Here is a 15,598-nt window from a genome sequence, read left to right on the forward strand (position 1 = left end):
AAATACCTGAATCTGCTTTGAAGCCATAGCCCCAGTTGTGGGGCTTAATTAATTTTTATAGGAAAAAATGCTCATTCCGGGAAGGGAAGAGGAAAAATTTGTCGAAAAGAAAAGAGGCATGTCGGCGCAATGTGCCGTAAAGAGTCATTTACCAAAGGGGCTAGATAAAATGAGGGGTTCGAATTGGCTTCAAAATCGCCTGGCATTGAGGATTGCCGCCGTAGTTATGGCCGCGATGATCCTGTTATCCGCCGGGTATGTTTATTTGCAGATCAGCAACGTTAAGACAGCAGCACAAGGAGTTATTACAAGCTACGGAATCCGAATGGCGGACAGCTACGCCAAGAAGCTGGATGTCTCCCGGATTGAACCGTTCTTGAAAAATCCGCAGGAAAACGACAGTTATTGGTCTATTCGACTGGAGCTAAATGAATTTCGGGAACAAATTGGCGCATTGTACGTATACATTGTTAGGGTTGACGAAAGCCAGAGACCGCTTATCGTGATTGACGGTCAACCTAGAGGCTCGGAATCGGCATCCCCTATCAATGAGGTGACGGATATTCCGGAAGAGGCGGTAAAAGCACTATTAGCAGGGGAAACAGCCAGCTCGTCTATTATAGACAACCCGCAGTATGGAAAGTATATCTCTTCCTATGCTCCTATTAAAAGAGCGGACGGCACGATGATCGGGGTCCTTGGCATTGATACGGAAGCTTCGGTTACGGATTCTATAAGCCGCGATTTGATTCGTCAAAGTATTCCCTTCTACAGCCTGATGGCGGGGATACTGATCCTGATTCTTTTATTGATTACATGGGTGCTTGTGCGTTCATTAAGGCCGCTTCAGTGGATTGTAGCGGCGTCCAGGCATATCGCATCCGGAGAGCTCGCCGATGCCAACCGCTTGTTAACGGATCATCCGGTCAGGTCTTCGGATGAGATTGGTGCGGTCTATCAGGCCATGGTTCAAATGTCCGTCAGCTTGAACACGATCATTGGCCGGATGGTATCCCGCGTTGTCCAGACATCCGAACAGCTGGTTTTATCCTCTGACCGATTCACTTCCGACGCGAAGCAGGTTCTCGAGATCCATACGAGGGCTAACCGTGCAGTCAGCCAAGTAGCGGAAGGGGCACAAGCCCAAAGCCTGAGCACGGATGAAAGCAGCCGCTCTATGGAAGAAATAACGACGGCGATTCAGCGAATCTCCGAGGCGTCACTAACCGCAGCGGACGCATCCCACAAGGTGCTCAACCATGCAGAATCCGGCAAAAAGGCGATACATCAAATGAATCTTCAAATTTATACGATTTCCGCCGCCGCAGGAGAAGCCGCACAAAGAGTGGAGGCGCTTCAAGGCTATTTCCAGGAGATTGAGAGCGCGCTAAGCGGGATTGCCGACATTGCGAATCAGACGAAACTTCTGGCACTTAACGCATCCATCGAGGCTGCAAGGGCCGGTGAGCATGGTGCCGGATTCGCCGTAGTTGCGGGTGAGATCAGGAAGCTTGCGGAGCATGCGGCAGGCTCTGCATTGAACATCGGCGTCCTGCTCCATAATGTGCAGAATGAGTCAGAGCGCATCCATGAAGCGATGAGCACAGGGGCGCAGGAAGTGCAGACGGGAACCGTTCTTTCGGAGCATGCCGAAGAGTATCTGACCGCGATCGTGGACCAATTCCGTTTTGTAGCGGATCAGATTCAGGATATCTCCGCCGCTGCGGAACAAATATCCGCGGGGTCTGAGGAAGTAGCCGCCTCGGTAATGGGCATAGCGGATATTGCCAAGGTATCGTCCGACCAGACGCGTCATATTCGCGAGCTGACGGACAGTCAGCTGAATGTGGTCCGGCAAATGGCGGATTCCGCCGTTGCTTTGAATAAAATGACCCAGGATATGAGAGAAGCTATAAAACAAATCAAAGTGTAGAAACCCATCATCATGGCTCCATAAGACGACAACGTAATCGGCCGACAAAATGTCAATTTTCTTCTAACACGAGACTATTTTGTAGATTTATAGTAAAATAATAGTAATTTTCTTTTTTTGAAAGTGTAAAAATCGTTACAATGGTTACGAAAAAGGTGTTCGACGGTATCGTCAGACGTCAAAATGAGGTGAATTACATTGTTACAAAAACAACAAACCAACGACAACAAAGCGAAGGGTGCACCACTTACCAAGTCCGCATTGGTAGTATCTTTATTTATGGCGACAGCTCTGGCCGGCTGCGGTCAAGAGCCTCCACAGGCACCGGTGGCATCGAACGGGCAGGTAGCCGCTACCCAGTCCCCGGCCCCGAGCCAGCAAACGGCAGATCCTGACGCTCCTCCTTACGGCGGAACGGCCCAGGACTATTGTCAGGATGATAATAACGACAATAAATGTGATGATTCAGGCGATACGTATAACAAGGATTACGCGTACACTCATGACGGAAGAACATATTATGGGCGGGAGTCCTCGATTTCTTCCGGACTACTTGCAGGCGCGATAGCGGGAGCAGTCATCGGTGCGGCTGCAGGCAGCTTGAGCAAATCGGGACAACAGCCTGTCACCAATACCCGGCCGAATACCGCAACGGATGTCAGAAACGTCCCGCCTGCCGTTACCAGCACTCCAACGGCTACTCCGGCACCGACACCTTCGACTTCCAATCGTACGGGTTCATTTACTACGTCAGGGTCGTCTGCCGCAACGAATAACACAAATAAAAGCTCTACAGCCGCTCCAAAGAGTACCGGAAGTACGTCAAGCTCAGGATCTACAAGCTCCTCGGGATCGTCAAGCTCAACGACATCCAAAAGCTCCTCTGTTTCTTCGGGCAGTACAGGAACTTCGAGCAGCAAGTCATCGAGCAGCGGCATATCGAGTGGATCATCGGCTTCCAAAGGCGGTATTGGCAGCAGCTCCAGCAGCTCTAGCAGTTAATTCAATAGCGGAATCTATAGCGTCAACGTACTCACGATCCTATTCAGCATTCTATGCTGGTGATAGGATCGTTTTTCTTATGCGGAAGGTTAAGTCATTGCTGCTAGAATCTACTATTTTTTTCTTGCACTCTGGCAATAGAGTAGGTAAGATTTAGGGGATATGCAAACTGTTGATAGGAGAAACAGCATGAAGAAATTGAAAACATTGAGCAAGGGAGTTATGAAAGGCTCCATGGCTGTCATGGTTGCAGCTGCCGTTATGACAACACCGGTATACGCGGATTCACTGCCTAACGGGACCTCTATCCCCACCCTGGTAGAGAAAACCACATCCTCCGTTGTGGCTATCATCGGCAGACCGAGCGATGACAAAAAAATATCCCAATCGGATAGATACCAGCTTGCTCATGGGACAGGTGTCATCGTTCGGAACGACGGGTATATTTTAACCAATGCTCACGTCGTAAAAAACATGCGCAACCTGACCATTGTGACCTCAGACGGTAAATCCTACTCTGGAAAAACGACTCACTACGATGAAGAAAGTGATCTGGCGCTTGTAAAAATTGAAGCAACGGGACTTACCCCGGCTACATTTGCTTCTGCCTCGGATATCCATGTCGGCGAGTCGGTTATGGCGATCGGTACCCCGTTATCCTTTGCATTAAGGAATTCAGTCACGTCAGGGATCATAAGCGGAATGGAACGTTCGGTACAATCCAAGTACCGATTGATTCAAACGGATGCGGCCATTAACCCGGGGAATAGCGGCGGCGCTCTCGTCAATATGAAGGGCGAGGTAATTGGGATCAATACCATGAAATATGTCGAGTATGGAGTGGATAGTCTTGGCTTTGCGATCCCGGTTGACACCGTGCAATATGTTTTGGATCAATTTTTTAAGTATGGCAAAGTGAAGCGTCCAACGTTACATTTGGAGCTGGCAGAAAGCTGGGAAGCGGTAGTGGGCCTCCCAACCAGCAGCGGACTCGAGGTTACCTATGTGGAACCGGATTCGACAGCGGCGAAGGCGGGGATCAAGCAAGGGGACACACTGCTCGCCATCAATTCCGTTCAAATACATAATATGGTGGAGTATAACGAAGCACTGAAGAAATATTTGCCGGAGGATAAAGTACAGCTGAAGCTGAAATCGGGCTCCGACACGAAGACAATTGATTTTGTCCTTGGAGAAGACAAGTCCGGAAGCTCCAATTCTGCGCTTGATTCGGACGGCTCCTATATTGATGCGGATCAAGGCAAAACGATGATAGGGGACAGCCATTTCGGCTGGTCGATGAAATACCCGTCAGGTCTGGTTCAGACGAACCAGTCGTCCACAGGGGACAAGGTGATGTTCTCGGATGCAAAAGGGCAGTATGCTGTGATGATTCGTGTTCAAGAGAAACAAAGCAAAGACCTGTCTCCTCTGGCATTACTTAAAAAGCTGGATGGACAGGCCGAAATCGATACCATATTGGAGAAACGATATGTGAATGACGGCTCCGGTACCCGGCCCTATGCTAAACTGGTCGGTGAAAATGCCAATGTCATGTATTACCAGTCGCGCGCGTTTTTAAAGGACGATAAAATTTATATGGTGACGTTAATAGTAAATACGAGTGATAACAAAAGCAGCGCGGCGCAGCGTAACAGCATTATCGATGTGCTCGATTCCTTCTCGCTCGATTACGATGCGAAGAACGGATCGTTAAAGGATATTTCGGTATATCAAGACAAACATACCGTGACGACCGAATACGGGCTGAGCTTTGATTTGCCGCAGGAATGGAATAAATCCGATTACGGCTCGGAAATGGACTACAGCAGCAAGGACGGAGAGCAGAGGATCTATGTGCGAATCAGCTCTGCTGCGTCAGGGGATACGCTGGCGGACTGGGCGGCACGGCAGGAAAAGGAGTTCAAGAACATTTACGTGGAGGAATACCGGGAGACTCAAGGGCCGAAAGAGACGACCGTTGGCGGCGTTCCTGCCATTCAGAATACATACAGCTGGACCATGGGCGATAAATGGAAGCAAACATACGTATATTATATTATCAAGGACAAGTATAAATATGAGCTCACCATGTCTTACCCGAAGGCATCCAACAATGAGACGCTGGAGAAGCAGATCTCCGATTGGACCGGCTCGATTCAATTCTCCAAAGAAGGCTTAAACCGGTCGTTAGGAATCATTCAGGATGAGGACGACTTGATCGATCCGGACAGGACAGTTACCTACACGAACAATAAGTATGGCTACTCCTTACAGCTGCCTGAGCTCTGGTTTGAAGGCGAGCTGGACGGAAGCTCCGATAATCCGAGCAAGTTCTTCCCGTTCACGGGCGGCAGCATGACCCTATCCGCCGACGATCGTTCGGGTCTGGATGAAGTGTTGAACCGGGTTGAGCAGGAGTATAAGAAAAATTCGGAAAATGACGCGAATTATAAATATACGGAAACCGATGAATCCTTGTTCGGCACGGATGTAAAGAAGTTTGCCGTTCAATATAAAAGCAAAAACATCCCGTATACGCTGAACGAGTACGTCTTTGAGAAAAACGGTATCGTATACACCATTCGCCTGAGAATTAATGATGCGGTGAAGACGGACAAGCAATGGCAGCGGTTAAATGAAGTCTTGAATTCCATCCAATTTTCAGTGAAATAACGGCATTTTCATGCCGAATTTCAAGCGATTCATTGACAAATACCTCATAAAAGTACTACATTAGGTACAATTCAATCTACTATCCCGGTCATACAATATACATTTGAGGTGGTTCGTCTTGAGTTATTCATTTGATCAATTTATTAACCGTCGCAACACCCGTTCCTATAAATGGGATCAAAGCGAGAAGCTGTTCGGGGAACCCGATGTGCTTCCGTTATGGGTAGCCGACATGGATTTTCCAAGCCCTCCTGCCGTTAAGGAAGCTCTGAAGAAGCGGGCGGAGCTGGGCTTGTACGGCTATGCTGTTCGCACGGACAGCTATTTTGACAGTATTGTTCAATGGTTTCGTGAACGTCACCAATGGGAGATTCAACCAGGCTGGATCACCGATTCGCCAAGTATCGTAACCTCATTGAGCTTGGCCGTAGAGCTGTTCAGTGAGCCCGGGGCCCCTGTTGTTATTCAAACGCCGGTCTATTATCCATTCTACGATGTTATTGAAAGTAACGGGCGCAAAGTAGCCAAAAATCCGCTTCTTCTGCGGAATGGACATTTCGAAATGGATTACGACCATCTGGAGTCGTTGTTCAAAGACGGTGCCAAGCTGCTGCTGTTCTGTAGTCCTCACAACCCAGGCGGGCGCGTATGGGATCGGGAAGAGCTGCTTAAGCTGGGTGAGCTGTGCTTACGATACGGAGTTACCGTCATCTCGGATGAGATCCATTGCGACTTGACCTTTCCCGGCTATACGTATATTCCATTCGCTTCCTTATCGCCGGAGCTGGCCAATATTACCGTGAGCTGCCTCGCGGCAACCAAAACATTCAACCTGCCGGGTCTGCATACTTCCTACATCGTTGCGTCGAATGCGAATCTGCGCCGGAAAATCGAGCATAGACTTAAAACGCTCAGCCTGCATATGGCTCAGCATTTTGCCCAGGATGCGGTTGAAGCTGCATATCGGGAGGGAGCCGAATGGCTTGAAGAAATGATGGCGTACGTCAAAGGGAATCTCGATTATGCGATAGCTTATTTGGCCGAGCATCTTCCTCAAGTGAAGCCGCTGCGTCCGGAAGGCACTTATTTGCTATGGATGGATTGCAGGGAGCTGGGATTGGATATTAAAGGATTAAAGGACCTCATGTATCATAAGGCGAAGGTCGCATTCAACGAAGGCTCGGTATTCGGTACCGAGGGTGAAGGCTGGCTTAGAATGAATCTGGCATGCCCTAGGTCCATTCTGGAGCAAGCGCTGAAACAATTTTGTGATGCGGCTAACGCCCATTAGTGCCGGTATCGACTTCTTAGAATGAGACAAGCAGGGCTTCGTTTCATAGGGTTGCTTGAGACGGTTCATATTGAACCGTCTTTTCAACGTGCGGATCGGGCTGATCAGGGCTTAGGGGGGATTCAGGAAGCATAACCTGCGCATAATAAGGAAAACCTTACAAGCATTCTTAGACCATCATACATGAAAGACAAGAACAGGAGATTACATCATGAGCGATCATTCATCACAGAAATCTCAAATGAAAGGAACCAAAGATCGGTTTAGCACTTCAGGCTTTATTGTTGCAGCGATAGGAAGCTCTGTCGGACTTGGTAATATGTGGAAGTTTCCATACATTACCGGTAAGCACGGCGGTGCGGCATTTTTTCTCCTGTTTATTATTTGCTTGCTGATTGTCGGCCTTCCGATTCTTCTTGCAGAAATGACCATTGGACGCGGCGGAAGAAGCAATGCATCGAGCTCTCTTTTCAATTTGAGCGGTAAAAAATACTGGGGTGCACTGGGCTTGCTCCCTATAGTGTGCGCCTTCCTGACGATGTCGTACTATGCGGTTGTGGCAGGCTGGACCATACACTACGCCGTTGAATCCTTCACCGGGATGCTGTATATGCCCGGAATCGATTATAAGGACAAATTTGTCAGCTTTGCAGGCGGCTCCATGCCGATTGTATGGCAGGGAATTGTTATGCTGCTGACGGGCTGGATTGTGGCCCGAGGCATTTCCGGCGGAATCGAAAAGTTCAATAAAGTTTTGATTCCCGGCTTTTTAATCATCTTGATCATCCTGATGTTCCGTTCAGTAACGCTTCCCGGCGCCGAGGCAGGGCTGAGTTTTTTCCTGAAGCCGGATTTCTCCAAGCTGGACTCGGAAGCTGCGCTGGTTGCGCTCGGACATGCTTTCTTTTCATTGTCCATTGGTTTTGGCTGCATGCTGACTTATGGGTCTTACGTAGATAAGAAGCAATCCTTGGGTGCAGCTACACTGGCTATCGGACTCGGAGATTTGATATATGCCTTTATCGGCGGACTGGTCATCTTTCCTACGGTATTCTCCTATGGCCTTCAGCCGGGAGAAGGGGTAGGGCTGGCATTCATGGCACTGCCGGTTGCATTTTCCCAGATGCCGTTCGGCCTTCTCTTCGGAGGATTATTCTTTTTGCTGCTAGCTATAGCCGCGTTAACCTCGGCCGTATCGATTTTGGAAGTTCCCGTTGCTTATGTTATGCATAAATGGAAGCTTGACCGAAAGAAAGCTACCTTGTATACGTCGATTCTTTGCTTTTTGGTGGGGGTTCCTTGTGCGCTGTCGGTATCAGGCGTGTTGAACCCGTTTAAGTTCGGAGAGAAGACGATATTTGACATGGTCGACTTCACGACATCCTATATCTTGATGCCGCTTGGAGGCCTTATCATTACACTGTTTACCGGCTACGCCTGGAAACGGGCCGGAGAGGAAGCAGGGCTGACAGGGTTCTGGTACAAAGTGTGGATGTTCCTTATGCGAATTGTGAATCCGATCCTGATCCTGCTGATTTTCTTGTATTCCATCGGTATCATTTCCTTTTAATTCATGCAGTGAAACACCAAATGGTGGGCATACTTTTTACTGAATGGAAACCAATGGAGGTATAGGATGAGAATTCATCTGACTAGCGTATTTGTTGACGATCAGGAAAAGGCGCTGCAGTTTTACACCGACAAGCTTGGCTTTGTTAAGAAAGTGGATGTCCCTGCCGGGGAGTTCCGCTGGCTTACCGTGGTTTCTCCCGAAGCGCCTGATGGGGTGCAACTGTTATTGGAGCCGAACAATAATCCGGCGGCTGGGACCTACCAGAAGGCTATATTCGCACAGGGAATTCCGGCAACATCCTTTGCCGTCGAGGATATCCACAAGGAATATGACCGATTGAAGGGACTCGGAGTCGAATTCACGATGGAGCCGACTGCCATGGGGCCTGTCACTATCGCCTTATTAAAGGATACCTGCGGCAATCTTATTCAATTGGGACAGTTCTAAGGCAATAAAGTGTCAATTATTCTTCGCGAAATGGAAGGAGCTTGCATGCAGGCTCCTTTTTTCTATGCTTTTTTTAGATTTGTGAAATAAAATTTCAAAAAAAGGTTTACATTATGACATAAAATTTAATATAATTTTGTTAAGATTTTGTAAATATAACTAAGGGAGCATGATACAATGAAAAGAAAACCACTGGTCTTTAGTTCCATGTTGATTCTTTTAAGCACTATATTAAGTGCATGCAGCGGTGGAAGCGCTACCAAGACGACGGATACCAACCCTGCCGCGAATGGAGAAGTAACGAAGCCAAAGGGAGATCCGGTAAAGCTCGTCATGTACAGCTGGAGACCGGAGGATAAGGATGGCTACGCCAAATTTATCGCGGAATTCGAGAAGGATAATCCGGATATCAAGGTGGAGTTCAAGCCATTCAAAGCGACGGAGTACAATACGATCCTTGCTAACTCGCTGCAGTCCGGTACAGGAGTCGATATTTTGCAGCTTCGTCCGTATGACGGCGCCAAAGCTCTAGCGGATGCCAATTATTTATCCCCGCTCGATAAGGTGAAGGGGATTGAAAATTTTGCTGACAGCTATCTGGATGCAGCCAGAGGCTCGGATAAGAAGGTCTACGGCATTCCATTAATGCTGAACAATGCAGTTATTTTTTATAACAAGAAGCTATTTGATGATAACGGCCTCCAGCCTCCGGAAACATGGGATGAATTCGTGAAAACCTGTGAAGCCTTGAAAGCGAAAAATATTATCCCTATTGCCCAGGCAGGCAAAGCGGCTTATCTCTTGTCCACCACCCATACGGTAATTGGTCCAAGCGCCTACGGAGGAACCGAATTTATGCAAGCGCTTTTAAAAGGAACGACCAACTTCAAAGATCCTAAATTCCTGGATTCTATCAAGAGAATGAAGCAGCTGGAAGCTTATTTCCCCAAAGATTTTGTTGCCATAGAAGATAAGGATGCGCAAGGCTTGTTCTATACCGGCAAGGCGGCCATGTACATTAACGGCAGCCAAAGGCTGGAAACATTTGAGGCGAATAAGCTGTCGTTCCCTGTGGAATTCATACCGGGACTTGCCGCTAAAAAAGGGGAGCAGGCGCAAATCGCCACCTGGGTTGACGGCTCCTACGGGATTGCCAAGAGCTCGAAATACCAGGAGCAAGCCACCCGATTCATTGAATTTTTGGCCTCCAAGAAATTCGGCCAAATGTTCAGCGATGAGCTTACCCGCGTAAGCCCTGTGAAGGGAGTGGAGCCTAAACATCCGCAGCTCAAAAAAATGGCCGCCTTCAGCGAGAAGAACAGCACGCCGTACCTGCTGTTGACCAGCTTCAGCCAAGGCACACCTACAACCAAGACTACATTTGAGGACTCGCTGCAGGGCATGTACATCGGCAAGCTGACGCCGGAGAAGGTAGCAGAGGATACACAGGCATCGGCCGACAAATGGTTTAAGCCGCAAAAATAACGACATGCCGATGCTCAACCTGCCCCTCTGAGGGATTAACGCTGCATCGATTGCGCGTCATTTGACAAAGGAGCTAACTATGACAGGTACAAGTGTTCAACACGAGGAAAGGACCGTTCTGCAGTCGCAAGCCAAGAAGAGAAGGAGCTTCAAGAAGCATTTGGTTCATCTGTTCTTGCTTCCGGCGTTGATCTTTTACGTTGGCTTTATGATCTATCCCATATTTCAAGCGCTACTGAACAGCTTTTTCTCATGGAAAGGGCTGGTGCGGGGGGAATTTATCGGTCTGGAAAATTTCGTCCGTCTGTTTACCGAATCTCCCTTCAAGGAGACCTTTATCCGCGCGCTTGGGCATAATGTGGTGTTTTTTATCGGGACGATGCTCTCTAAGCTTGTCGTTGCCTTCCTGTTAGCTCTGCTAATTAACAGCAAAATACGGGGAAAAGAGTTATTCAAGACGCTGTTCTTCGTACCCAAGCTGCTCTCCGTAATTGTGGTCGGCTTTTTGTTCAGCCTGATATTGAATCCGACCTATGGGGCTCTTAATACGTTTTTGAACGCTATTGGGCTGGGGGAGCTGGCCAAACCGTGGCTTGGAGATCCCAATACAGCGCTCTATACGATTATATTAGTGAACAGCTGGTACGGATTCGGCTTTGCGATTCTGATTTTCCTTGTCGGACTTCAAGCGATCTCTCCTGAAATCTATGAGGCGGCGAGAATCGACGGAGCTTCGGGCCTTGAAATGATCTGGAAAATTACGATTCCACTGGCTATGCCCTCCATCATGATCATGACGATCCTGACCTTTATCGGCGCGTTTGAAACCTTTGAGCTGATCTTCGCTATGCAGGGATCTTCCGGCGGACCTTATTTTTCAACGGATGTGCTGGGTCTGTACTTTTATCGTTTGGCATTCGGCTCTGTGAGCGGAGGGGAATCGATAGGCTTAGGCTCCGCGCTGGCAGTGATCTTACTGCTCCTGATCTCAGGGGCAACGGCCGTCTCGATGTTCTTCTTCAAGCGCAAGGAAGTCGAGCACTAGTTCTGGTGTTGACCGTTACTCACTAACATATGCTCTCTTGTAACTTAGGAACGTGGTAAAACTACATCGGAGGTAACTCATGGCACTTCGACTGCAGCAAAGCGTAAAATATGGGATATTGATCTTATTCTCATTCATTGCCATCTATCCCGTTTTTCTAATGATGACTTCGTCTTTTAAAACGAAGCAGGAAATAACAACCCATCCTTTGGGGCTGCCGACCAGCTTTTCATTCGAAAACTATGTGACGGTATGGGAAAAGGTACATTTTTCCGAGTATTTCCTGAACAGCTTGTATATAACTGCCTTGTCGGTTGTGTTAGTGCTGCTCGTTTCCTCCATGGCGGCATTCTACATGGCCAGGTACCAATTCCGGTGGAACGGATTCGTGTTGTTCTTCTTTATGCTAGGGCTTATGCTGCCCATGAAGCTGGCGATCTCTCCGTTATACATGATGATGCTGAAGCTGAAGCTGCTGGATACGCATACCTCGCTGATCATCGTTTATGTAGCGGGACATATTTCCTTTGCCGTGTTCGTCTTCTATGGTTTTTTCCGGACACTGCCCAAGGATTTGGATCAAAGCGCGCGGATCGACGGTTGCAACGATTTTCAGGTTTATTATAAGATTGTACTGCCGCTGATGAGACCGGCGCTGGCTACCGTCAGTATTGTGGACTCAATCGGCATATGGAACGACTTTTTCTACCCTCTGATCTTTATTAAAAGCACGGAGCTCGGGACGATCCCGCTCGGAATGCTTACCTTGTTCGGTGAATACGATACGGATTGGAACTTGCTGTTCTGCGGCTTGACTCTGTCCTCACTGCCGTTAATCGTGGCATTCTTGTTTGCTTCCAGACAATTCATTGAGGGAATGACGCAAGGAGCGGTGAAATAATGAAAAAATGGATTACATTCGACCTGGACGGGACGCTGATGCAGAATCCGTTCGGCAAATGGATTTTCCCTGTGATCGAAGAGCTGATCTCCAATGCCTTAGACAAACCTTTCAAGTCAACGGAAGCGCTAGTACGCGAGCATGAGCTGCGCATGCAGCAGAACCGCACGGTGGAAGCCTATGATTGGGACGATATGGTAAGGCAGCTGCTGAACGGGCTGGGGCTCAACCTGGAGATTAACGTAGAGCAATTGGTTCATGAGCATTCCGTAGAGCCCAAAATCTATTTGCTCGAGCAAGATTCCATCGCAGTATTAAGGCAGCTGAAAGAGAAGGGATATTCGCTGGCAACGGTCACGAACGGCTTCTACAAATATCAATATCCGGTCATGCGGCAGCTAGGACTAAGCGATTGGTTCGATGCGATAATTACGCCGGAGAAAGCCGGATGCGGTAAACCGGATGTGAATATCATGCGCGAGCTGCAGCAAGACGGACAGATTGCGGCCCATGTCGGCGACCGGTTGGATCACGATGTTTATTTATCTAATAAGTCTGGGATTCCATCCGTGCTGATCTACCATAAGCTGCCGGATGAGCTGAAGGCATACCGTCCCGGCGAAAGGGCGGGCCAGGCGGCTTTTCTGGAAATCTGTAAGAAGAAGCTGAACGCGGAGCATCCAGAAGCGGTTACGAGCCCGTATCCGGTCGAATATATTCCTTCCTATGTTCTGTACCGGCTGGAAGAACTATTGGAATGTGTAGGATAGCATCAAGGAAAGACTCCTAATAAGATGTAGAGAAGGGCTGCCATCGGTGATGGCGGTCTTTTTCTGTATCCGAAACTTTCGGCGTATAGATAGCGTCTAAAATGAGGTAAGGAGAGGGAAAACCTACGTTTTTTTACAAGAAAGGATGAAGGACACCATGTGGAGGAAGCTCTTATTATCAGCGGCTGTCAGTGTGCCTGTAGCATGGGCTGGAGCAAGTTTAGCCGCCGCGGCGCCAACCATTCTCACAGAGAAGCCGGAGACTCATCATGTACCAGCGACTCTGACCTTGCTGGAACAGACACCCTTTTATACGGAGCCGGATACGATTGTCCATGCACCTGATGGTGTGCTTACCCCTCAGACAGTGGAGGTCATTGAAGGAGAGCCTGGCTGGGTTACGAATGCCAATTGGTTCAAAATCAACACCTGGCTGGGCGAACGATGGATTTATACATATCCGGGCCTCATTGACGTCAAGCCTCCGGAAACCGTAACGCTGCTGCAGGATACACCTATATACGCCGAGCCCGATGAGAGCGGCCCCCCAACTGCCGTTCTGTCTCCACAGGAAGTCAAAGTCACGGGTGCAGAAAAGCAATGGTTTCTGAGGAAGTCGTACCCGGAGCCATCCAAGCAATGGTTAAAAATCCAAACGAGCTGGGCCGGCGAGCAATGGATTCATTTGCCGCTCGAACAAGTCGGTTCGGTTCAGACGATAGACCGGTATACGTATCATATGGCCTCTCCTTTATACAATTCTCCCATCATCAATCCGGCCGTCTATCCCGATATGGCAGGGAACGGCATCGTCCATGAAACCGGAGAATTCGTTACACCTGCGGGCACTTCATACCGCATAGAAACAGAATCGGGCCCAAAATGGACATTAAACAGGGGAAGAACGGTCCATATAAAGACGGAGCCCGTGCAGCTTAAGGTACCGACACCGTTGTTCGACATCCCTTGGCCCTATCAGGAGAAAGAGCCTAAGCTGCTGCAGCCACAAACCATAACCTCTCTTGGCAAAATTGAACCCGAAGCGGGATTCGGCAATCCGCGGGAAGGTACATGGTATCATGTCCGCATTGGGAATGAAGAGGGATGGATCAACAAAACCTATGCCGACCCCGAGGATGCCAAGGCAACGGAGGATTCTGTAAAGCTCGGTTCGGACATGACACGGCTGTACCGATATCCGGGGAGCTACGTTTCCTTGAATTCAACCGTCATTGCTCCGCAGGTCGTTCCGGCGCTAGCCTATTGGGATGATCCGGAGTCCCGTCAGAGGTGGTATCAGATCGATTCCTTTATGGGAAAAGGATGGTTCCCGATAGATCCCCGCATGGATCGGATTCTTGTGAAAGGACATGAGCATGACCTGCAGGTTGCCAGACAGCAGGGCTACTATGCCCAGGTCGGTATCAAGGACCAGCAGCTCTATGAAGGGGATCAGAAGGTCGGGTATGCGGAGAATAATCAATATTACTTCAGCTTGAAATACTTGGCCTCTAGGCTTAGCTACCGGATCGAGGGACCGACTCAAGACGGGACTGTGACTATGAGAGATTGGCATGGCTATTCCTTCGAGGTCCGTTCCGGAGAAATGACTGCGGTAACATCTTGGAATAACGGAAGCCAGAGAACCATAAATTTACTGTCTCCCGTACAAAAGATGAATGGAGAACTGTATCTTAGCGAGCGGGATATGAGCATGATGCTGGGTGCTACTGCTGTTCATGAGCAGCAAGGACGTTATATCCAGCTAAGTAAAATGGATTATGATGTGATGGAGCCGCTGCTGCCCGAAACCATTGATGGGGATATGCTCCAAATGTCTGCATACCTGTACGATACCAACCTGTCAGGCCCTAACGTAACGGTGCCTTACAGCGGATACTACATCTATGATACGGGTCAGGAAGAAAATTTTGATGGGGCTGGTGCTTCATCGAATGCAAAGGACCCGGTTCCAATATCATATGATTCCGCCGTGTTTGAATATGGAAATGCAAGAAAGGTTAAGCCTGGTCCAAATCGGCTAACTGCAGTTTTCAAGGTAGGCCAACGTATTGTGTGGCAGCGTGATTGGGAGCCTGCGGCGAATTATGAAAAAGCAAAGCTTAACGTATCGCATCCTCCTAATGACCCCATGTTTCAATACAGCGATATTGAATTGGAGCAGCCCCAGCAAGGATTCATAGAAACCGGGAATAAGGCAATCCACACGCAAGGGATAGTGAAACGGGCATTAGGAGACGGATTGACGATCAAGGCGGAATATTGGGACGGAAAGGCTTTCGTGAGCGATGGGGAAACGGAAGCGCCTTTCGAGCAAGGACGGTTCAGTCAGGACCTGACCTTGCAGCATGGCGAGGGATTGTATCGCATCTCCCTGTTATCCGAATTTCATGTTGTGCATAGTAGTACGAAAGGCCCGATTGCCAGTTGGTATGTTCGATATAAGCCGTAACC

Annotated in this window: 11 protein-coding genes; all 11 read left to right on the forward strand. The window is 48.7% G+C overall.

The window, feature by feature from the left end:
- The first annotated feature begins 169 nt into the window (after positions 1-169).
- The 11 genes from GGC63_RS22345 to GGC63_RS22395 all read left to right on the forward strand — a co-directional run bounded on the left by GGC63_RS22345 (position 170) and on the right by GGC63_RS22395 (position 15,596).
- Positions 170-1,933: a methyl-accepting chemotaxis protein gene (locus GGC63_RS22345; protein ID WP_192704203.1), complete on the forward strand. Its 1,764-nt coding sequence runs from the start codon at positions 170-172 to the stop codon at positions 1,931-1,933.
- 198 nt (positions 1,934-2,131) lie between these two features.
- Entirely contained in the window at positions 2,132-2,935 is an 804-nt protein-coding gene (locus GGC63_RS22350) for a hypothetical protein (RefSeq protein ID WP_144027786.1), read from the forward strand.
- 189 nt (positions 2,936-3,124) lie between these two features.
- Positions 3,125-5,611 (forward strand): trypsin-like peptidase domain-containing protein, encoded by a 2,487-nt coding sequence (locus GGC63_RS22355; protein ID WP_192704204.1) that lies wholly within the window; start codon positions 3,125-3,127, stop codon positions 5,609-5,611.
- 118 nt (positions 5,612-5,729) lie between these two features.
- The gene (locus GGC63_RS22360) at positions 5,730-6,902 is read left to right on the forward strand and encodes a MalY/PatB family protein (protein ID WP_192704205.1); all 1,173 of its coding nucleotides are present in this window, start codon (positions 5,730-5,732) and stop codon (positions 6,900-6,902) included.
- Between the two features lie 211 nt (positions 6,903-7,113).
- A complete protein-coding gene (locus GGC63_RS22365) occupies positions 7,114-8,472 on the forward strand; it encodes a sodium-dependent transporter (protein WP_192704206.1) in 1,359 nt (452 codons plus the stop codon).
- A 66-nt stretch (positions 8,473-8,538) separates the two neighbouring features.
- Positions 8,539-8,922, forward strand: a complete 384-nt coding sequence (locus tag GGC63_RS22370) for a VOC family protein (protein ID WP_192704207.1) — start codon at positions 8,539-8,541, stop codon at positions 8,920-8,922.
- Between the two features lie 177 nt (positions 8,923-9,099).
- Entirely contained in the window at positions 9,100-10,407 is a 1,308-nt protein-coding gene (locus GGC63_RS22375) for an ABC transporter substrate-binding protein (protein WP_192704208.1), read from the forward strand.
- 79 nt (positions 10,408-10,486) lie between these two features.
- Entirely contained in the window at positions 10,487-11,452 is a 966-nt protein-coding gene (locus GGC63_RS22380; protein ID WP_079909493.1) for a carbohydrate ABC transporter permease, read from the forward strand.
- A 79-nt stretch (positions 11,453-11,531) separates the two neighbouring features.
- A complete protein-coding gene (locus GGC63_RS22385; protein WP_079909494.1) occupies positions 11,532-12,353 on the forward strand; it encodes a carbohydrate ABC transporter permease in 822 nt (273 codons plus the stop codon).
- Positions 12,353-13,123 (forward strand): HAD family hydrolase, encoded by a 771-nt coding sequence (locus GGC63_RS22390; protein ID WP_192704209.1) that lies wholly within the window; start codon positions 12,353-12,355, stop codon positions 13,121-13,123. Before GGC63_RS22385 ends, GGC63_RS22390 begins: the two co-directional genes overlap by 1 nt.
- A 157-nt stretch (positions 13,124-13,280) precedes the next feature.
- Positions 13,281-15,596, forward strand: coding sequence for a hypothetical protein (locus GGC63_RS22395; protein WP_192704210.1), 2,316 nt, complete (start codon positions 13,281-13,283; stop codon positions 15,594-15,596).
- Positions 15,597-15,598 lie beyond the last annotated feature (2 nt).

This window comes from Paenibacillus sp. OAS669 (genome assembly GCF_014873645.1).
Lineage (GTDB): Bacteria > Bacillota > Bacilli > Paenibacillales > NBRC-103111 > Paenibacillus_S > Paenibacillus_S vulneris.